Here is a 20832-nt window from a genome sequence, read left to right as displayed (position 1 = left end):
GGGGCGGCGGCAATCAGCTTCTTCGTATAGGGATGCTGCGGGTTCTTGTAGACCTCCCGCACCGTGCCCTGCTCGACCAGCACGCCCTTTTCCATCACCACCACCCGGTCGGCGATCTCGGAGACGACGCCAAGGTCGTGGGTGATGATCAGCACGGCCATGCCGGTTTCTCGCTGCAACTCCTTGAGCAGCGCAAGAACCTCGGCCTGCACGGTCACGTCGAGCGCGGTGGTCGGCTCGTCGGCGATCAGCAGATCGGGACGCAAGGCAAGCGCCATGGCGATCATGACGCGCTGGCGCTGGCCGCCGGAAAATTCGTGCGGATATTTGTCGAGCGCGGTCTTCGGGTCCGGGATGCCGACGCGGCCGACGAGGCGCAGCGCCTCGGACTGCGCCCTGGCATCATCCGTCCCATGTGCCGTCAGCGCCTCGCGGATCTGCCAGCCGACCGTGTAGACCGGGTTGAGGTGGCTCAGCGGATCCTGGAAGATCATCGCCACACGCCGGCCATTGACCTCGCGCCGCTCGGCCAGCGGCATTTTCAGGAGATCCACGCCGTCGAGCAGGATTTCGCCGGACGAGATGCGGCCGGGCGGCATGTCGATGAGGTTCATGATGGCGGAGGAGGAGACGGACTTGCCCGAACCGCTCTCGCCGAGGATCGCCAGCGTCTCGCCGCGATCGAGATGGTAGGTGATATCGCGGACCGCCTTCACCACGCCGTTGACCGTGTGGAACTCGACGGAGAGGTTGCGCACCTCAAGCAGATGGTCAGCCATTGTCGCGACCCTTCATTTCCAGGCGCCAGCGCTGCACCGGATCGAGCGCGATGCGCAGCCAGTTCGACAACAGGTTCAGCGACATGGTGGTGAGGATGATGGCAAGGCCCGGCCAGAAGGACAGCCACCAGGCATTGGTGAGATACTGCCGCCCCTGGCTGATCATCAGGCCCCAGGTGATCTCGGGCGGCTGGATGCCGATACCGAGGAAGGAGAGCGCGCTTTCGGCCAGCATCACATAGGCAAAGTCGAGCGTTGCCAAAGTCGTCAGCGTTGGCAGCACGACCGGCAGGATGTGGCGGAACAGGATGCGCTTGCTGGAGGCGCCCATGACGCGGGCGGCCTGCACGAACATGCGCTCGCGGATTTCCAGCACCTCGGCCCGCGTCGTGCGCAGATAGACGGGGATGCGGGTGATCGCCAGCACCAGCATGAGATTGAGGATCGACGAACCCAGAATATAGAGCACGATGACGGCGATCAGCAGCGAGGGGAAGGACATGATCACGTCCGCCAGCCGCATGATGATCTGGTTGACGCGCTCGGAGGAAAAACCGGCGATGAGGCCGAGGACCGTGCCGACCACCGCGGAGATCAGCACCGCGCCGGCGGCCACCATCATGGTGTTTTGCGTGGCGACGATGATGCGCGCCAGCAGCGGACGGCCCAGCGAATCCGCGCCCATCCACCAGACCCAGGCCCGCTCGAAATCGAAGGGGGCGGCATTGCGGCCCCGCAGGTTCTGCTTGGTGGCGAGATCGCCGAGCCAGGTCGGACCGATCAGCGCCAGAAGGACGATGATCAGAAGAAATATGGCCGCGGCCAGCGCGAACTTGTCGGCCACAAGCATGCGAAACAGGCGCTGATAGAAGGGCGGCTCGTGGGCGATCTCGGTGGCGGTTGTCACATCGGTCATCGTCGTCCCTCCTTAGTGCCGGATGCGCGGATCGAGCAGCGCATAGGCGAAGTCGATCAGGAGGTTCATGATGAAGATTGCAACCGCCGTGACGAGGATCGCCGCCAGCACCACGTTGAAATCGCGCTGCAGGATGCTGTCGATCATCAGCTTGCCGACGCCGGGAAAGCCGAAGATCGTCTCGATGATGACGGCGCCGTTCAGAAGGCTCGCGGCCTGGTCGCCGATCACGGTGATGACCGGCAGCATGGCGTTGCGCAGGGCATGCACGAAAATAATAGGGGTGGACTTCACGCCTTTCGCACGGGCCGTCTTCACATAGGCCGAGGAGAGCGCCGTGATCATCGAGCCGCGCACCACCTGGACGATGATGCCGAAGGGACGCACGAAGAGCACGCCGATCGGCAGGATCCAGTGCCAGACGGAGCCCGTGCCGGATGTCGGCAACCAGGCGAGGTTGACGGCGAAGACAACGATGGCGACGATCGCCAGCCAGAAATCCGGGACGGAAGCGCCGATCAGCGAGACGATGGACGAGAAGCGGTCGAAGAAGCCACCGGCCCGGAAGGCGGCGAGCGAGCCAACGACAATGGCCGCACCCGTCACAAGGCTCATGGTTATGACGGCGAGCCACAGTGTCCAGACGAAGGCTTCGAGCACGACATCGAGCGCGGGCCGCGCCTTGCGCAGGGATTCGCCGAGATCGCCGGTGAAGACATCGCCGACATAACGGCCGAACTGCACCAGCAGCGGATCGTTCAGGCCATGCAGCTCGCGAAACTGGTTCTTCATCTCGGCGGAAGCCTCGACCGGCAGGAAGAGAGCGGCCGGATCGCCGGTCAGGCGGGAGAGGAAGAAGACCATGACGATCAGCCCGATCAACGAAATCAGACTGGCCAAGGCGCGTTTTCGGATGAAGCTCAGCATGGCACCCTCGAAGAAACCGGTACGGCGGGATCGCCCCGCCGCGCCATTATAGGGCAGAGGGCGGCACGAGGCCGCCCTCCCCTGGCTGTTTTGCCTTACTTGATCTTGATCTCGGAGAGCTGCAGCATCGAGTTCGTCGCGATCGTCGGCTTGAAGTCGAGACGTTCGGCCACCCGCGCAAAGCCGACCATGTGGAAGAGCAGCACGTCTGCGACCACATCGTCATGCAGGTAGGCGATCAGTTCGGACCACAGCTGGGCACGCTCGTCACCGACGGCAGCCGATGCGCGCTTGATGAGGTCATCGACCTTGGGATCGGAAAAACCCGACTGCGTGCCATCGGTCGCATATTTGAAGAACATCGAGAAGGACGGATCACCCTTGGAATTGTCGTGCATGGCAGCGACGATCTGCGGGCCGCGTCCTTCGGCGAAGGGCTTCGAATAGTACTGCTCGTGCTCGGCGACCTCGACGAACTTCAGATCGACCTTGAACCCAACCTCCTGCAACTGCTGCTGGATCGCCTCCATGATTTCGGTGACGTTCGGGAAGTTGGCGGAGCGCGCGATGATGGTGATCGGCGTGTCGACCTTCACGCCGTCGGCCTTGGCTTCGTCGATCAGCTTCTTGGCGCCCTCGGGATCGTAGGGGAACACCTTGACGTCCTTGTTCCAGCCAAGCGTCGTCGGCGGCACGATGGCGGTCGCGAGAACGGCGCTTTCGGGAACCAGCGTGCCGAGGAAGGCCTCGCGGTCGATGGCGAGATTGAGCGCGCGACGGACCCGCACATCGTTAAGCGGTGCGATATTGTGGTCGAGGCGCAGATAGACCGTCTCACTGTCGAGATAGGAGAAGTCGGTCTTGGGATTGGTGGCGTCGAGCTGCGAGATCGACGGCGACAGATCGGCTTCGCCGGCCTGCACCATGGCGGCGCGAACGGCGGGATCGGCGCGGAACAGATAGGTCGCCTCCGTTACCTCGGGCTTGGCGCCCCAGTAATCGTCACGGCTGGTCAGCACGATCTGCTGGCCGGGCGTCCAGTTGGTCAGCTTGAAGGGGCCGGTGCCGACGGGCTCGCGGATGAATTCGAGGGGCGTCTCTTCCGGCACGATGGTCACGAGCGTCATCAGCAGCGGCAGGATCGGCTGTACCGGATCGGCCTTGAAGTCGATCGTGTAGTCGTCGACGATTTCAGGCGTCACGGTCATGCCGCCGAAATAGCGGCGGGATTCGCAGGCGTTCTTGTCGCTCATGATGCGGTCGAAGCTGTGCTTCACATCCTTGGCGTCGAAACCCGTGCCGTCGGAGAATGTCACGCCCTGGCGCAGGTGGAAGCGCCAGCTGCCATCGGCATTCTGCTCCCACTTTTCCGCCAGACGCGGCATGACGCCCTTGTCGGAGCGCACATCGAGTTCGGTCAGGGTCTCGCTGACATTCTCCATGATGATGCGGCCGATATTGGACCGGGTCGCCATGCAGGGCTCGAGCAGATCGGCCTCTTCGGCCAGCACGACCTTGATCGGGCCGGAACCCGCATGGGCCGGCATCACCGCCGACGTCAGGATCGTGCCGAGGGCAAGGGCACAGGAAAGGGCAGTCCGTCTCATCTTCGTTCTCCTCCCAGATGAAGTCCATACAGGACAGGCCTGAGCCTGCCAGGGCAGCCGCCGCCGCCAGATGCTGGATAAGGCCAAGGCGATACGGAACCTTTCCCGCGGAGCCTGCCCTCATCGACACGCCCTGAACATCCACTCACACCCTCATTTTGTCAATTGATTTCCGTGTGTAAAAATCAATCTCGAAAAATCATCAAATAAAATCGTTTATTATCAGTATTATAGAAAACGTAATCGAGAAAATTCCTAATCGCAAGAACATAAACAAACTTGACAACTTTGTGGAAATGGCAGATTTCCGGGGACGAGAGGAGTTGCCCATGACCCCAGACGAGATCGCCGGGCGGATGACCGGCGCGCTGACCGAGGCCGGTCGCGGCCGTATCGAGGCCTTTCTGCCGTCCCCCATGATCCAGAACCACGCTGCCTTCCTGCATCGTCAGGACAATGGCACGCTGATCTGTGCCTGGTTCGGCGGTTCGCTGGAGGGCAAGTCCGACATTTCCATCTATGCCGCCGTTCTTGCAGACGGCGCGGCCGGCTGGGGAGCCCCGCAGCCGCTGAGCTTCGATCCCGATCATTCCGAGCAGAATCCCGTGCTGTTTCAGGCGCCGGATGACCGGTTGCTCCTGTTTCACACCTCGCAGCCCTCGGGCAATCAGGATGAGTGCCGCATTCGCATGGCCGAAATTGCGATCGATCCCGCCGATCCGACCCGGCTCTCTGCCGCAGAAGGCGTCTATCTCGACCTGCCGCGCGGCTGTTTCGTCAGGGCACCACTGACGGTGCGCGAGGACGGCGCCTGGCTGCTTCCCATTTTCCGCTGCGTGCAGCGCCCCGGCCAGAAGTGGAACGGCAGCCACGACACCGCCGCCCTCGGCATCAGCGAAGACGGCGGCAAAAGCTGGCGTCTGGAAGAACTGGCGGCGTCGACCGGCTGCGTGCACATGTCGCCGGTCGCGATCGGCAAGGGCCGCTCCGCCGCCTTCTTCCGCCGTCGCCAGGCCGATTTCGTCTATCGCACCGAAAGTGCCGACGAGGGCCGAAGCTGGAGCGTGCCGGCGCCGACCGACCTGCCCAACAACAACTCGTCCATCGCCGCCATCACGCTGGCCGACGGGCGCGTGGCGGTGATCTGCAATCCCGTCAACCAGGATGTGTCGAGCGATCGCCGCGCCTCGCTGTATGACGAACTCGGCGAAGATGACGGCCGGCCGGACGCAGACCCCACCGGCGGCATCGTGCCCGTCTGGGGCGTGCCGCGCGCGCCGGTCAGCGTCTGCCTGTCGAGCGACGGCGGCAAGACGTTCCCGCAGCGCATCCTGATCGAGGATGGCCCGGGCACCTGCCTGTCGAACGACTCGACCGACGGGCGCAACCGCGAAATGTCCTATCCCTGGCTGCTGGCCGACCCGGATGGGAGCCTGCACATCGCCTACACCTATCACCGACGCGCGATCAAATATGTGCGCCTGCCCGCAGGCTGGGATCGCACCGACACTGGAGACTGACATGAGCGGCATCATCGGCATCACCATGGGCGACCCCTGCGGCGTCGGCCCCGAGATTTCCGTACGCGCCCTGGCGGACATGTCGGCCGAGGACCGTGCGGCAACCCGCATCTACGGCAATCTCGCCACGCTGGAAGCGGCCCGCGACGCGCTCGGCCTGACGATCGATCTCGCTCCCCATGTGGTGGACCTCGAGATCGAGGGCGCACCGTTGCCATTCGGTCAGCTGAGTTCCGTGGCCGGTGACGCCGCCTTCCGCTTCATCGAAAAGGCCGTGCGCGATGCCGAAAAGGGCGTGATCGGCTGCATCGTCACCGCTCCCATCAACAAGGAAGCGCTGAACGCCGCCGGCCACCACTATGACGGCCATACCGGCATGCTGCGCAGCCTGACCGGCTCCAAGGCCGCCTATATGTTGCTCGCTTCCGAGCGGCTGAAGGTCATCCACGTCTCGACCCACGTCTCGCTGCAGGAGGCCATCCGCCGTGCGACGACGGAGCGCGTGCTCGCCACCATCCGCGCCGGCAATGATCACCTGAAGCGCATCGGCTATGAAAGCCCGCGCATCGCGGTCGCCGGCATCAATCCCCATTGCGGCGAAAACGGCCTGTTCGGCACGGAAGACGATGACCAGATCGCGCCGGCCGTCGCCGCGGCGCGGGCCGAGGGCATCGACGTGCAGGGGCCGATCTCCGCCGACACGGTCTTTTACCGCGCCTATGCCGGCGCTTTCGATCTGGTGGTCGCGCAATATCACGATCAGGGCCACATCCCCATCAAGCTGGTCGCCTTCGACACCGCCGTCAATGTCTCGGTCGAACTGCCGATCGACCGCACCTCCGTGGACCACGGCACCGCCTTCGACATCGCCGGCAAGGGCATCGCCAACCACGGCAACATGAACGCCGCCATCGCCTATGCCCGCAAGCTGGTCGCCGGCAAGGCAAAGCGAGGATGACACCGATGACCGCATCCATCACCCTTCACCAGCCCCGCCGCCTGATCGTCGGGGCGGGCACGATCGCGCAGGTCGGCAGCCTCGTCGGCGAAGCCGTATCCGCACTGGTGATCGCAACGCCGATCACCGCCGGGTTTGTCGATCGGCTGCAGCTTCCGGGCAAGGTCGAAATCTTCGACGCCATTCCCGGCGAGCCCGATGTGGCGACGCTCGAAGCCGCCCTTGCCGCCGCCCGGCGGGCGAAGCCTCAAGTCGTGGTAGGCCTTGGCGGCGGCTCGGTGCTCGACGTCGCCAAGCTCGTCGCGGCGCTCTGGGACAGCGAGCAGACGCTTGCGGACGTCGCAGGCCCCAACCGGGTGGCCGGCCGCCGCACGCGGCTGATCCAGGTTGCGACGACGGCGGGAACCGGTTCGGAGGCGGGCATCCGCTCTCTGATCACCGATCCCGTCAAGGGCGCGAAGATTGCGGTCGAGAGCCCGCATATGATCGCCGACGTGGCCGTGCTCGATCCGCAGCTGACCTTTACCGTTCCCCCCGCCGTCACGGCGGCGACGGGCGTCGATGCCATGGCGCACTGCGTCGAGGCTTTCACGAACAAGCGCGCCCATCCGATGATCGACGGCTTTGCCCGCATGGGTTTCCGGCTCGTCGGCCAGTACCTCGCCCGCGCCGTCAGGGACGGATCCGACACGGAAGCGCGCGAAGGCATGATGCTCGCCTCCTATTATGGCGGCATCTGCCTTGGGCCGGTCAATACGGCCGCCGGCCACGCCATCGCCTATCCGCTCGGCACCCGTCTCGGCCTGCCGCATGGACTGGCCAATGCGATCGTCTTTCCGCATGTGCTCGCCTTCAACCAGCCGGTCGTGCGCGACAAGACGGCGGAGGTGGCGGAAGCCCTCGGCTTTGGAGCCAGCGCGCCGGAAGCGCTTCTGGAAAAAGCCTGCCGCTTCTGCACCGATCTCGACATCGAGATGCAGCTCTCCCGTCATGGCGCGACGGAGGAGGCGCTTGCGCATTATGCGGCGGAGGCCCATGCCAACCGCCGCCTGATGGACAACAATCCCGCTGATATGGCAGTCGAGGATGTGCTGGCGATCTATCGCGCCGCCTACTGAGCCTTCGTCGCAGCGACAGCGAAAAGGGGCCGCTCGGCCCCTTTTTCGTATCGGACAGGCGCAAGGCGCGGCCTGACCTTACACTTCCGGTACAGCCGAAAGCGAGGCACTTGCCTGGAAAAGACGGCTGCGCGAGCCGTTCAGATGCGTGTGCATGAGCTCCCTCGCCCGCGCGCCTTCGCCCGCCGCGATGGCCGTGGCTATTGCCTCATGCTCGGCAAAAACGCGCGACAGCCCGGTCGTATCGCGCTTGACCGAGACGCCGTGGAACCGCATGCCAACCGCAATGTGATCCTTGAGCGCCTCCATGGCGGTCGAGAAATAGGTGTTGTTGGCGGCCCTGGCGATGGCCAGATGAAACTCGAAATCGGCATCCTCCCGGTGCGCCTGCCGGTTGGTCGCATCCCGCATCAGTTCGAGGGCCCTGCGGATCGCAGCAAGCGTGTCGGGCGTGTGGCGCATGGCGGCGGCCTCCGCGGCAGCCGGCTCCAGCGTCAGGCGAAATTCGTAGCAGTTGAGGAGATCGGCGACGTTTTCGAGCTGGCCGAAACCGAGCGGCTGCTTCATCCCGACGGAGCGCACGAAGCTGCCGGCCCCGCGGCGGGAATAGATCAGCCCCTGCTCGCGCAGGCGGCGCAGCGCCTCCCGGATGATCGGCCGCGAAACCTCGAACTCGATGGCAAGGTCATGCTCGGTCGGCAGCCTTTCATCCGGCTGGTAGGATCCGGACTTGATGGCCCTGTGCATGCGCTCGAAGACGAGATCCGCCAGGCTCTTGCGCGCCGTTCCGCTTTGCAGTCCCATTCTCAGCCCCTGCCCCCGTGCAGCTTGCCAGCCAGCGTCGCCAATGTTTCCGGCCCCCCGAATCCGCCCGATTTCGCGATGATACATTGACCGTCGGCATAGGCCAGCCCAAGGCCCGGCAGGCACTCCCCTTCCAGGCGAAAGCACGTGATCCCCATCTTCGCAAGGACGGCCTCGGCCGTCGCGCCGCCACACAGCAAAAGGGTGCGCGCCTCGGCCGTCAAGCGTGGATGGACACTATCGGCCAGGTTTGCCGAGACCGCCTCGGACGACAGGGTCGACGCACCCTCCGTCGCCTGCACCAGACGCACGGCGGCTGGCGGCATCGGCCCTTCAGCCATTACGCCATTCGGGGCGGGACGATAGGCGACCGTGCCGGATTGCCTGAGTTGCTCGACCTGAGCGAGGGTGATCCCGTCGCGCGAGCCGATGACAAAAAGCCCCGGGCCTGCCGGTGGAGCGACAAGCCCGCCAACGGTCTTTCCCGTCATCTTGCGCGCCAGAACCTCGGCAAGACCCCGCGCGCCGACGAGCAGGTCTGCGCCGTCTCGTTCGGCCCGTTCCAGGGCGGCGTGGATCTCGTCCTCGGTCGCGGTATCGGGAATGATCGACCGGTCCGCATGATGTTTCAGCACGCCTGCGATGGAGAGCGGCTCTGCCACCCCGAAACCGTCGACATGCGCGTTGCGGACCACCCGGCCGAAAGCCGGAATCGCAGGAGCCACCAGGGCGCGTCCATAGGAAACAGCATCAAGCTCCGATGCGATGTGACCTTTGAGCCGCGAATCGACCTTCTTGAACATCCGAACCTGCGGAGGAAGACGCCCGACAAGCGTCCGCATCGCCTCAAAGGCGGCCTCCGGCGACCCCTCCCGTGACGCCAGATTGATCGACAGAACATCCGGTGACAGGGAAACAGCCTGGGCGACAGCATCCGCTTTGAGGACGACCTCGGTGTGAAGGCCCCGTGCCGCGAAAGGGGCCGCCGTATCCAGTGCGCCGGTAAGATCATCGGCAACGATGACGAGCACGCGTCTGATCCCTTGTTGTTATCTTTGTGTCCTGAATATGGTTTTATTTTCAGGTCAATGCAATCGAAAGATAACAACATCTTTCTTGAAGGATGCCCCGCCGCGCATCGCACCCCGGCCAGCGCGCGTGCCATCTCCTCGTCCCATTCAAGACCCCGGCCGCTTGCCCGGAAGACCGCGTCTCGATCCAGCCGCTCGTCATGCCACGCTCCGGCGACGGCTTCGCCGACCGCGGCGCCGGTTTTGCCGGCACCCCACCCGGATGCGGCGTCATCGCACGCGGCGAAGCGATTGAAAAAGAGGGAACTAGGCCGTCCAGTCTTCGACGCGCAGGCCGGGCACGCGGTCAAATTCGCGGCGATTGTTGGTGACCAGAATCAGTCCCCGCGAGCGCGCGTGTCCCGCAATCAATTGATCGTATGGACCGATCGGCGTTCCGTTCCGCGCCAGTTCGGCCCGCAATTGACCGGTATGGTTCGCGGCCAGCTCGTCGTAGGGCAAGACTTCGAGGCGCGCCGCGAAGCCCTCCACGACGGACAGGTTCTTCCCGGGGCTGGCCGACTTTTCTGCGCCGTAGATCAATTCCATCAGGGAAACGGAGCTGATGCACAACTGGTCATGGGCGCGATTGAACGCCTCCCGCACCGTCTGCGGTCGGTTCTTGATCGTGAAGATGCAGATATTGGTGTCCAGCATGTATTTCAGCATCACAATGCTTCGCGCTCCTGCGCGGCAGCCTGATCACGCTCAGCCATGAAGTCGGATGTCGCGTCCGCGCCTTCAAACCAGCTGTCCCAGATCTCTCCGGCGGGCGCAATGATGCGCGTGCGCCCCACCGCGACGATGTCGACACGCTTGACATCATCCGGCAAGGCCACCGCCTTTGGCAAACGAATGGCCTGGCTGCGATTGCTCTGGAAAACGGCGCCCTGCTCCATCTGCATCCCTCCGAATTGCGGTGAGGACACCTTGGCGTTCCGGCAGGGATATGTCAATGGGATATACATGCAGGATGGACCGAGGAAATGTGATCGGCGGCGCAAGCCCTCACCTTTGCCGTCACCAGAACAGGCGGCCTGACGGCCGCGAGCAGGCAAAAGCCGCTTTCACCGCTTGTCTTGACCCTAGTGTCCTGCGAGCGGCAAGCGGATCTCGAAACGAGCGCCGCGGACGGAAGGCACGCATCGCGCCGCCCCGCCATGGGCTTCGGCAATATCGGCGACGATGGCAAGCCCCAGGCCGCACCCGTCGTCAAAGTCGAGGCCGGCCCGGAAAAACCGGTCGAACACCCTTTCCCTGAGATCCGGATCAATGCCGGGCCCGTTGTCTTCCACAATGACAAGAACCACGTCCTCGGAGAAAGCCAGCCTGACGACAAGCTCTCCACCGCCCCGCAAACCGTAGCGCAAGGCGTTATCCAGCAGATTGGCCATCAGCTCGTCGATCATGACCGGATCGCAGAAGACGGACTTCGGCACGCCATCGACTTCGAAGCCGACCGAGATATTGTTCATCAGCTGGACTTCGGCGAAGGCGCGAATTTTCGCCGAGACGAGGTCCACGAGATCCGTGTCTTTGAACAAGGCACGCAGACTGCGCCCGCGCACGCGCTCAAGAGACAGCAGTTGATTGGTCAGCCGCCCGGTCGCGCGGGCGGACTGCGCTATCGATGCGACACGCTGGCGAAGGGTGCTTTCGTCAGGCGAAGACACCGCCGCCTCCGCCTGCGTCACGATCGAGGCGATCGGGTTCCGCAGCTGATGTGCGGCATCCGAGATGAATGCCGACCGAATTTCGAACGCCTTCGACAGGCGTTCGAACAGCGAGTTGGTCGTCTCGACGAGCGGACGAAGCTCCACCGGGATCCATCGGCGGATCGGTTTGAGGTCATCGGGCGTTCTGAGGCTGATCGCATTCTGGAGATCGAGCAGGGGCTTCAGTCCGAGCTTGATCCCAAACCAGAGGATGACCGCAGCCGACAAGATGACGGTCGTCAGGAGCGCTACGCTCTGCAATAGAAGCTCGCGGCTCAAGGCGGCGCGCTGCGAGACCGTCTGCCAGACCTCGACGGTCATCCATCCCTGCAGTCGCGGCTGGTTGAGAAACTCCCGCAGGACGACGGACCGAACCTGCCGTCCGAGATAGGTGCTGTCGAAGAAAAACGGCTTGCCGCTCTGGATGTCGGAACCGTCCGGCACGTCGGGCGGATCGGAATAGCCTGTGACGAAACCACCGCCCGGCCCGGTGATGCGATAGTAGACCGGATCGCCCAAAGCGGTCGTCAACTCCTCCAGAAGCTGTTCGGTCAGAACATCTCCCTCGGAGATCGCCACATCGCGTGAGATCGTCAGCGCCACGGCAAGAAGCGTGTTGTCGTAAAGGCTCCGGGATAGCCGTTCGGCTGCTTCGTAGCGCGCATAGGAAGCAATGCCCGCAATCACGACGAGAGGCAGGATCAGCAGCAGAAACAGTCTGGAGCGAAGCGAAAGCCGTCTCATGCCGATCCTGAATTCAACATGTACCCAAGACCGCGCGCCGTCTTGATTTCCACGTTCGTTCCATCGAGTTTGCGCCGGAGCCTCGAGACCAGAAGTTCGATCGCGTTGGCTTCCACTTCGGCTCCCGCTCCATAAAGCGACGAGAAAATCCTTTCCCGATCCAGGAGCTTGCCCTTGTGGTCGAGCAGCAGTTCAAAAAGCGCAAGTTCACGCCGGGGCAGATCGATCCGCTTGTCCTTGTGCATAATCACACGCTGCTGGCGGTCGTAAACGAGATCGCCGATCAGTTCCTGCTCCGGCATCAGCTGTGGTCTTCGACGCGTCAGGGCCCTCAGGCGGGCCATCAGTTCGGCCATTTCGAAGGGCTTGACCAGATAATCGTCGGCGCCGGCGTCAAGCCCAACGACCCGATCGGACGTCTTGCCCATGGCCGTCAGCATCAGCACCGGCGTTGTGTCACCACGACCGCGCATGCGCTTGGTCAGCTCAATGCCGGTCAGGCCGGGCAGATTGATGTCGATGATCGCGACATCGGCCGTCTCCGTTCGCAGGAAAGTGTCTGCGGCAAGACCGTCATCGAGATGATCCACCGCATGGCCTTGATCGCGCAAGGCATCTTCGATGCCCTTTGCCAGGCTCCTGTTGTCTTCGACCAGAATGATCCGCACGGTCGTCGAATTCCTTTACGGACAGCTTATCGACAGCAAAACGCACTATGAGAGCTAGAAGCAGATTTGGCGAGGAGAAATCAAGTCTGCGCAAGCCTGGAGGAAACCGGCGCAACTGACGGCCGGATTGGGAGGATTACAGTATGCTGAAGAACGCGTTGAGCCGCCGCACCACGTTGGGCCTGATGGCGGGACTATTGGCCGCCGGCCTGGCAGGTCCTGCTGCTGCGGAGGTCGATTTCGCAGGCAAGACGATCGAGTTCATCATTCCCTTTTCGGCCGGCGGCGGATCCGACACCTGGGGCCGCTTCAATGCGCAACTGCTCGGCAAATACCTGCCTGGCAACCCGGTTGTGGTGGTCGTCAACGAGCCGGGCGGCGGTTCGACCAAGGGAAGCAACCTGTTTGCCGCGCGCGCAAAGCCGGATGGCCTGATGATCCTCGGGACATCGGCGTCGACGCAGTTTCCCTATCTGCTCGGGGATCCGCGCGTCCGTTACGATTACAAGGACTGGAAGATCGCAATGGCAGGCCCGACAGGCGGGGTGGTCTACACAACGCCGACGCTCGGCCTGAAAAGCGTCGACGACATTGCCATGCTCAAGGGCAAGGATCTCGTCTATGCAAGCCAGGGCGCAACCTCGCTCGATCTGGTTCCGCTGCTGGGTTTCAAGGCGATGGACCTCAAGGTCCAGCACGTCTTCGGCTTCAAGGGTCGCGGCGATGGCCGCCTTGCTTTTGAGCGCGGCGAGGTCAACATCGACTTCCAGACGTCGTCCGCCTACATCAAGAACGTCCAGCCCCTGGTCGAGGCAGGCCAGGCTGTGCCCTTGTTCAGCCTTGGCGTGCTCGATGAAGCGGGCAATGTGGTGCGGGACCCGACCTTCCCCGACCTGCCGACCTATCCCGAAGCCTATGAAAAGCTGACGGGTGCGAAGCCCGCCGGCCCGGCTTACGATGCCTATATGGCCTTTTACGTTGCCGGCTTCCCGGCTCAGAAGATGGTGTTCCTGCCGAAGGACACACCGGACGAGATCGTCGCCGCCTACCAGAAGGCCTTCGAGGACATGAAGGCGGACCCCGCCTACAAGGACAGTGCAGAGGCCGTTCTCGGCACCTATGAACAGGTAACGGGCGGCCTTGCCCAGGCTCTCTTCGAAAAGGCCACCGACCTCTCGCCTGAACTGCGCAAGCAGGTCGCGACGATGCTGGCTTCGGACTACGGCGTAAAGCTCGGTCAGGATTGACCTGAGACCCGGCGGGTTTCCTGACGAAACCCGCCACCCCTTCCCCATCATCACATTTTTTCACTGCCGTCCTTCAAGCGGCAAACGCGGAGTCACGGCCGTGATCGATACCCTATTCACTGCACTTGGCGAATTGTTGAGCCTTCAGCACCTCGCCTACATGATCCTCGGCATCTTTGTCGGTCTCGTCATCGGCGTGCTCCCGGCACTTGGCGGTATCGCAGGCCTCTCGCTCCTCATCCCGTTCATCTACGGCATGGACCAGGTCTCCGCCCTCGCCATGCTGATCGGCCTCGTCGCGATCATGCCGACCGGCGATACGTTCTCATCCATCCTGCTCGGCATTCCCGGCGGCTCCTCGAGCCAGGCGACCGTCCTCGATGGCTTTCCGCTGGCGAAGAAGGGGGAAGCTGCGCGAGCCCTTTCGACCGCGTTCTTCTCATCCATGTTCGGTGGCGTCTTCGGTGCCCTCGTGCTGACGGGCTTCGTCTTCATTGCCCGCCCGGTCATTCTCGCCTTCGGTTCGGCCGAACTCTTCATGCTGGCGGTCCTCGGCCTGTCGATGGTCGCGGTCCTGTCCGGCCGCAGCCTGGTCAAGGGGCTGGCCTCCTGTTCGCTCGGGCTGGTCATCGGCACGATCGGTGCCGCACCGGCCACCGGCGAGTTCCGCCTCGTTTTCGATGTGACCTACCTCTATGACGGCCTGCCGCTGGTCGTTGTCGGGATGGGCATCTTCGCCATTCCGGAAATCATCGACCTGATGCGCTCCAACTCGGCCATTGCCGGCAACATGCCGCTCGGCAAGGGCTGGACACAAGGCATCCGTGACTGGGCGGCGAACTGGTTCCTGTCGCTGCGGTGTGCCGCAGTCGGCTGCATCGTCGGCGTCATTCCCGGCCTTGGCGGCTCGGTGGTCGACTGGATCGCCTATGGCCACGCCGTGCAGACCACGAAGGACAACTCCAATTTCGGCAAGGGCGAGATCCGCGGCGTCATTGCGCCCGAAAGCGCAAACAATGCGATGACCGGTGGCGCCATGCTGCCGACCGTCCTGTTCGGCATTCCCGGGTCGGGCGCGATGGCGGTCTTCCTGGGCTGCATGGTGCTGATCGGTATCGAGCCCGGTCCGTCGATGGTCACCACCGATCTCCACCTGACCTACACGATGATCTGGTCGCTGGCGCTCGCCAACATCATCGGCGCCGGGGCCTGCGTCATCCTTGCAAAACCGATCGCTGGCCTCACCAAGGTGCCGTTCCAGTACATGGCCCCCTTCATGATGGTCATGATCAGCTTTGCCGCGTTCCAATCCACACGGTCCGTGCAGGATCTCGTGGCTCTGCTGGCCCTGGGCGTCGTCGGCGTCCTGATGAAGCGGTTCGGCTGGTCGCGTCCTGCCCTGCTGATCGGCTTCGTTCTCGCCCCACAGGCAGAAACCTTCTTTTACCAGACCCTGCAGTTCAACGGTTGGTCGTTCCTGGAGCGGCCCGGCGTCATCATCATCGGGCTTCTCACGCTCGCCTCGGTCTTCTTCGGGCTCCGCAATCGCGTGGACGAGCACGGCGAGATCGTCGACGCCTCCGAGAAGGTTGCGGATGTGCCGCAGTTTCGCGCCCATCTTCCGCAGACTGCCTTCGCCGCGCTGATCCTTGCCATCATGGTCATGGCGATGATGGACTCCCTGCAGAGGGACTTCCTCGGCCAGGTGTTTCCGCTTTCCGTCTCCATCATCGGTCTTCTGATGCTCGGAATTCTGATCTGGCAACTCGGCTTTGCAGGAACGGGGCATCACTCGCATTTCGACTCCGAACTGACCGGCGCGCATGGCAGCAATGTCGCCGTCCACGGCGTGTGGGCCGGGCTTGCCTGGATCGCAGCGCTGGTCGGACTGGTTGCGCTCGTCGGCTTCGTTCTCGGCGTCGTGATCTTCTTCCTCGCCTTCATGCGCATGCGGGTCGGTGCCTCCTGGCCAAGAAGCCTGCATCTGACGGCCTGGGCCGTGGGTGGCTGCATTCTTGCGGCCTGGGCGCTGTCCCTCAACTTCCCCAGCGGCGTGCTTCAGGACTTCGCAGACCTGCCCTGGCCGCTGCGGTGACGCCATGACCGGCCGGCTCCGGAAGACCCGGGCCGGCCGGTTTTTCACGCATCCGATTCCTTGATGGAGACTTGCATGGCGCAGACTGCCATTCCCTTCCTGTTCATGCGCGGCGGCACATCCCGTGGCCCGTATTTCCGTCGCGAAGACTTGCCGAGCGAGCGTGACAGCCTTGAGCGTGTGCTGGTCGCGGCGCTTGGCTCCGGACATCCCCTCAACATCGACGGCATTGGCGGTGGCACGGCGGTGACGACCAAGGTGGCCATGCTCTCGCCTTCGAAGGAACCGGGCTGTGATGTCGACTATTTCTTCGCTCAGGTGAGCGTCGCGGACCGGAAGGTCGATTTCAAGCCGACCTGCGGCAACATCCTTTCGGGCGTCGGGCCGGCAGCCATTGAACTGGGCATCCTCCCGGCCACCGGGGATGTGACGCGGGTCCGGATCCATTCCGTCAATACCGCAGCGAAGGTGGAAGCCATCGTCCAGACCCCTGGTGGCACGGTAAGTTATGAAGGCGACGCGGCAATCGACGGCGTGCCTGGAACGGCGGCGCCTGTCTACCTGAACTTCATGGACGTGGTGGGATCGACAACGGGCGCCCTGCTGCCGACCGGGAACCTGACCGACGACATCGACGGCATCACCGTGACCTGCATGGACGTCGCCATGCCGATCGTCATCGCACGGGCCGAGGCATTCGGACTTTCGGGCTACGAGACGGTCGAGGAACTGGACTCGAACCGCGCATTCTATGCCCGGATGGAGCCGATCCGCCGCAAGGCCGGGCTGCTGATGGGCATGGGCGATGTGTCCAGCTCCGTCGTGCCAAAATTCGCGCTCCTGGCGCCGCCGCGCGCTGGCGGAACAATCGCCGCGCGCTACTTCATGCCGCTGAACTGCCATCCCACCATGGCCGTCACGGGCGCCCAATGCCTGGCGTCGTGTGTGCTGACACCCGGAACGGTGGCCGATCAGCTCGCCACGCTTCCCGAGGGCATTCCAGCACTCGTGAAGATCGAACATCCGGGCGGCATGATCGATGTGACCGTCGACTATGAGACCAGTGCGAAGGGTTTTACACTCAAATCTGCCGGACTTTTGAGGACTGCAAGACTGTTGGCCAGGGGCGAGGTGCTGGTTCCATCCATCGGACTGTGAAGCTAGGGCACGTCCAGCAAAAGTGCGTTAGCGGTTTTGCGTCCAGACTGCGTAAAAACAGATAGATAGAGCATTTCAGGTGCTCCCGTTTTCACCGGAAATGCTCTTGGACGTCCCGGTCTTGAGATGTGTTGTCCGGTCCGTGCCGCAACGGGCGGCCGGTCACGTCTCGCCGGAAGGCCGCAGGCCATAGCGCTTTATCTTCTCGTTCAACGTGCGCACGGGAATTCCAAGATCCCCCGCAGCCTGGGCGGTGTTCCCGTCGTTCCTCTCGAGAGCCGCGAGAATGATCCGCGACTCATACTGGGAGACCTGCTCCGGCAGGGCAGCCGCCTCCGTCCCGGACATGATGTCCTGCGGGTCTTTGTCCAGCGCCAAGGCAAAGCGCTCCGCTCGCGCTTTAAGCTCCCTGACATTGCCGCGCCACGCCTGCTGAACCAGCCAATGGACGAGCGGCGGGGGCACGTTTGGTTCCGGCTGCCCGTATCGCCGTGCCGCGAGGGATGCAAAATGCCGGAAAAGCTGCTCGATGTCCCCCGCTCGGTCCCGTAGCGGTGGAATGCGGATATCGGCGGAGGCCAGGCGATAGAACAGATCTTCACGGAACCGGCCGGATGCAATTTCGGCAGAGAGGTCAGTCTTGGCAGCGGCGACGATGCGGACATCCACCGGTCGAAGACGATTTTCCCCCAGTCTCTCGATGACCCGCTCCTGAAGAACCCGGAGGATCTTCGCCTGCATGCTCAAGGGCATCGCCTCGATCTCGTCCAGGAACAACGTGCCCCCGGTGGCATATTCAAACTTTCCTTGCCGGTCGGACAAGGCGCCCGTGAACGCGCCTTTGACATGCCCGAAGATTTCGCTCTCAAAGATGCTTTCCGGGATGGCGCCGCAGTTGATGGCCACAAAAGGTGCTTCCGCCCGGTGGCTCTGGCGATGCAGTGCTTGAGCGACCAGTTCCTTGCCGGTGCCCGTTTCGCCGATGATCAGAACATCGATCTCGACCTGCGCCAGCGCGGCAATCCGTTGCCTGAGCGCGCGCATGGCCGCGCTGTCACCCACAATCGCGCTGGCCTCGTTGTCCTTTTCGACGACCAGTTTCTGCAGGCGGCCAATCTCCTGGCTCATCCGCGACTTCTCGATCGCCTTGACGAGAATGGTCACGAGCCGCTCGGCATTGTAGGGCTTTTCGATGAAGTTCTCGGCGCCGCGCTTCAGCGCCTCTACCGCAAGAGAGACGTCGCCATGCGCCGTCAGAAGGATGACCGGCAGCCCGGGTTTCTTGCGCGCAATCGAACTCAACAACGTCATCCCGTCGATCCCCGGCATCCTCAGATCGGTGAGGACAAGGTCGACGGGGCCATCGGCGATGGCCTTGTAGGCCTCCTCGGCACGCTCGAAAGCAAGAACCTCGAAACCGTTCACCGTCAGCCAATCGGTGGCGGCGCGCAGGTGATCGCGGTCATCATCGACCAGGATGATCCGCCCGTTGCTCACTGCGCCGCCTCCAATACCATTTCGGCCCCGTCAGCAACCGGCAGTGAGATCGTCGCGCGCGTACCGCCTGCCTCCCCCTCTGCAAAGGTGATGGAACCGCCGCATTCCTTGATGATGGCGGTTGCGATGGACAGGCCCAGCCCAAGCCCTTCCCCGGTCAGTTTGGTCGTGAAGAAGGGTTCCAGCACCCGCTCACGCAGATCAGGCGCGATACCGCAGCCATTGTCGATGATTGCAATCTCGACCTTGGCCTGATCGTGCCGGTGCTCGATCCGGACCTCCGGATCCGAACGATCGGCGACCGCATCGACCGCATTCAACAGCAGGTTCAGCATGGCCTGCTCCAGCTTGACGGGAACTGCCACGACAACGGGCGCGGGCGTGTCGCCGGAAATCTGAACATGGATCCCCATGGATTTCAGGCGGGGATCGGCAAGTTCCACCACGTTGTCGATCACCGTCTCCACACAGACGCGCTCCATGTCCGATGCGTCCTTGCGCGAAAAGGTCTTCAGGTGCTTGACCGTCCTTTGCATGCGGCAAACAAGGCCACGGGCCTTCTCCAGCCGCGGGCCGACTTCCTCCTGATCATGTCGCGCAGCCAAGAGCCCCGCCGTGGCGAGGGTCGCATCCAGCGCCGCCAGCGGCTGGCTTACTTCGTGGACGATCGCCGCCGACATGCGCCCGAGCGCTGCCATCTTTTCGGAATGCACAAGCCCTTCGTGGGCGCGACGCAGCTCCTCTTCCGTATGCTTTCGGATACGCACCTCGGAGGCGAGATCGCTCGTTCGCTCCGCCACCATCTGTTCGAGGATTTCACCTTGTCTCAGGCGCATCGCAATCAGCTGGCGGCGCTGGCCGAGGACATAGAATCCGGTGCTGATCATCAGTCCGCAGGCAAGCGTCGCAAGAGCCCAGAGCGAGGCGCTGGCAGACGCCTGGCTTGCATCCGTCGCGGCAATGATCTTCCAGCCATCCGGCTCGATGGTCGAGAACCGGGTGACAAGCTTCTGATCATCATCCGACAGCATGAGCCCGTCGCCGCTTTCGTCGGGAAGAAGGCCTTCCGGCAAGGTGAAGATCGGCTGCGCGCTTGCAATGTCGACGCCGTCATAGGTCCGTTCCTGCTCAAGCTTGTTCAGGACCGCCGCGTCAAGCGCATAAAGCGGGCGGTATCTCCATTTCGGATCGCCCGCCAGGAACACCAGCCCGGCCTCGTCGGCGATGGCGGTTTTGACACCCGCGGCTTTCCACGCAGCCTCCAGCGGAGACAGATCGGCTTTCACGACCACGATGATCGGCGGCCGCTCTGGAACATCGATGCGGGAGGAAAGGAAATAGCCCGGCGTTCTCGTGGTCACGCCAATGGCGTAATAGCGTCCCTCCCCTTTCGAAAGCGCATCTCGGTAATAGGGCCTGAAGCTGTAGTCATGACCGACAAAGCTCTGCGGCATCGCATGGTTGCTGGCCGCAAGCGTCTTGCCGGTCTGATCGAGCACATAAAGATCGGACGGACCGACCTCTTTGACGATGGTTTCGAGATACTGATTGGCGCGCGCTATATTTTCGGCACGCGTGTCTTGCGAGAGGGCCCTGATGCGGGCGTCCTCGCCCAGGATGCGCGGCAAGGCACGGAAACGATCGACCTCGGTCAGGATCGCGCGGCTGGTCAGCGACAGGTTCTGCTGGAGTTGCGCCTGCTGGGCGTGCAGCAGCACATGGTTCGCGATGTGGTAGACGGCAACCGGCGCAACAAAGGCGAGGAGCAGGATCAGCGGCGTCAGGCGGTTGAAAACGGCACTCATCGTCAATCCGCGTCCTTCAGGCTTGCGGGCAGGCGGCAGGCTCAAGGTCAAAGGTGAACCATTCCCTGCACTTTATCCGATTTCGAGAGATATGCACGCGTCCCATGACGCGCTGCAATGGCACCGGACGATGCCGGCGGCCAGCCGCCGCCGATCCCCTGATGTCATGCCACGCGCGCGATGGCGCATGGCATGACGAGGTTT

Annotated in this window: 18 protein-coding genes; 6 read left to right on the top strand and 12 right to left on the bottom strand. The window is 63.2% G+C overall.

Features of this window, described 5'->3' with window-relative positions:
- The 4 genes from F3H41_RS19425 to F3H41_RS19410 form a co-directional block, all read right to left on the bottom strand.
- Positions 1–779: ABC transporter ATP-binding protein (locus tag F3H41_RS19425; protein WP_149740342.1), on the bottom strand; the 779-nt coding region annotated here is incomplete at its 3' end.
- Positions 772–1695 (bottom strand): ABC transporter permease, encoded by a 924-nt coding sequence (locus F3H41_RS19420; RefSeq protein WP_149740341.1) that lies wholly within the window; start codon positions 1693–1695, stop codon positions 772–774. The genes F3H41_RS19420 and F3H41_RS19425, both read right to left, overlap by 8 nt.
- Before the next feature lie 12 nt (positions 1696–1707).
- The gene (locus F3H41_RS19415) at positions 1708–2622 is read right to left on the bottom strand and encodes an ABC transporter permease (protein WP_149740340.1); all 915 of its coding nucleotides are present in this window, start codon (positions 2620–2622) and stop codon (positions 1708–1710) included.
- Between the two features lie 95 nt (positions 2623–2717).
- Positions 2718–4229 carry an ABC transporter substrate-binding protein gene (locus F3H41_RS19410; protein WP_149740339.1) on the bottom strand — a complete coding sequence of 504 codons (1512 nt, stop codon included), beginning with the start codon at positions 4227–4229 and terminating at the stop codon, positions 2718–2720.
- 329 nt (positions 4230–4558) lie between these two features.
- Between F3H41_RS19410 and F3H41_RS19405 the strand changes: the two genes are divergently transcribed.
- Genes F3H41_RS19405 through F3H41_RS19395 form a run of 3 tightly spaced genes read left to right on the top strand, consistent with a single transcriptional unit; the run spans position 4559 to position 7825 of the window.
- Positions 4559–5749 (top strand): exo-alpha-sialidase, encoded by a 1191-nt coding sequence (locus tag F3H41_RS19405; RefSeq protein ID WP_149740338.1) that lies wholly within the window; start codon positions 4559–4561, stop codon positions 5747–5749.
- A 1-nt stretch (position 5750) separates the two neighbouring features.
- Positions 5751–6707: a 4-hydroxythreonine-4-phosphate dehydrogenase PdxA gene (gene pdxA, locus F3H41_RS19400; RefSeq protein WP_149740337.1), complete on the top strand. Its 957-nt coding sequence runs from the start codon at positions 5751–5753 to the stop codon at positions 6705–6707.
- 5 nt (positions 6708–6712) lie between these two features.
- Positions 6713–7825: an iron-containing alcohol dehydrogenase gene (locus F3H41_RS19395; protein WP_188129545.1), complete on the top strand. Its 1113-nt coding sequence runs from the start codon at positions 6713–6715 to the stop codon at positions 7823–7825.
- A gap of 78 nt (positions 7826–7903) precedes the next feature.
- On the opposite strand, the gene F3H41_RS19390 is transcribed toward F3H41_RS19395, so the two are convergent.
- From F3H41_RS19390 to F3H41_RS19360, 6 genes are all read right to left on the bottom strand, one after another.
- A complete protein-coding gene (locus tag F3H41_RS19390) occupies positions 7904–8629 on the bottom strand; it encodes a FadR/GntR family transcriptional regulator (protein WP_149740335.1) in 726 nt (241 codons plus the stop codon).
- A gap of 2 nt (positions 8630–8631) precedes the next feature.
- Positions 8632–9660: a four-carbon acid sugar kinase family protein gene (locus tag F3H41_RS19385; RefSeq protein ID WP_149740334.1), complete on the bottom strand. Its 1029-nt coding sequence runs from the start codon at positions 9658–9660 to the stop codon at positions 8632–8634.
- A gap of 306 nt (positions 9661–9966) precedes the next feature.
- On the bottom strand, positions 9967–10368 hold the full coding sequence (gene vapC, locus F3H41_RS19375) for a tRNA(fMet)-specific endonuclease VapC (protein WP_149740332.1): 402 nt from the start codon (positions 10366–10368) through the stop codon (positions 9967–9969).
- Complete coding sequence (gene vapB / locus F3H41_RS19370) at positions 10368–10598, bottom strand: type II toxin-antitoxin system VapB family antitoxin (RefSeq protein WP_149740331.1); 231 nt, start codon at positions 10596–10598, stop codon at positions 10368–10370. Before vapB ends, vapC begins: the two co-directional genes overlap by 1 nt.
- Before the next feature lie 186 nt (positions 10599–10784).
- Complete coding sequence (locus F3H41_RS19365) at positions 10785–12158, bottom strand: sensor histidine kinase (protein ID WP_149740330.1); 1374 nt, start codon at positions 12156–12158, stop codon at positions 10785–10787.
- The gene (locus F3H41_RS19360) at positions 12155–12826 is read right to left on the bottom strand and encodes a response regulator transcription factor (protein WP_149740329.1); all 672 of its coding nucleotides are present in this window, start codon (positions 12824–12826) and stop codon (positions 12155–12157) included. Before F3H41_RS19360 ends, F3H41_RS19365 begins: the two co-directional genes overlap by 4 nt.
- A gap of 143 nt (positions 12827–12969) precedes the next feature.
- On the opposite strand from F3H41_RS19360, the gene F3H41_RS19355 reads away from it, so the two are divergent.
- From F3H41_RS19355 to F3H41_RS19345, 3 genes are all read left to right on the top strand, one after another.
- Positions 12970–14073: a tripartite tricarboxylate transporter substrate-binding protein gene (locus tag F3H41_RS19355; protein WP_149740328.1), complete on the top strand. Its 1104-nt coding sequence runs from the start codon at positions 12970–12972 to the stop codon at positions 14071–14073.
- A gap of 100 nt (positions 14074–14173) precedes the next feature.
- Positions 14174–16168, top strand: coding sequence for a tripartite tricarboxylate transporter permease (locus tag F3H41_RS19350; protein WP_244616280.1), 1995 nt, complete (start codon positions 14174–14176; stop codon positions 16166–16168).
- Between the two features lie 75 nt (positions 16169–16243).
- On the top strand, positions 16244–17326 hold the full coding sequence (locus tag F3H41_RS19345) for a 4-oxalomesaconate tautomerase (RefSeq protein WP_149740327.1): 1083 nt from the start codon (positions 16244–16246) through the stop codon (positions 17324–17326).
- Between the two features lie 162 nt (positions 17327–17488).
- On the opposite strand, the gene F3H41_RS19340 is transcribed toward F3H41_RS19345, so the two are convergent.
- The gene (locus F3H41_RS19340) at positions 17489–18823 is read right to left on the bottom strand and encodes a sigma-54 dependent transcriptional regulator (RefSeq protein ID WP_149740326.1); all 1335 of its coding nucleotides are present in this window, start codon (positions 18821–18823) and stop codon (positions 17489–17491) included.
- A complete protein-coding gene (locus F3H41_RS19335; RefSeq protein WP_149740325.1) occupies positions 18820–20628 on the bottom strand; it encodes an ATP-binding protein in 1809 nt (602 codons plus the stop codon). The genes F3H41_RS19340 and F3H41_RS19335 overlap by 4 nt, the downstream gene beginning before the upstream one ends.
- Positions 20629–20832 lie beyond the last annotated feature (204 nt).

Origin of the sequence: Rhizobium sp. RU20A (assembly GCF_900155885.1) — a bacterium.
Taxonomy (GTDB): domain Bacteria; phylum Pseudomonadota; class Alphaproteobacteria; order Rhizobiales; family Rhizobiaceae; genus RU20A.
Note: the sequence above shows the minus strand (reverse complement) of the source record. Positions and strands in the feature narration are given on the sequence as shown.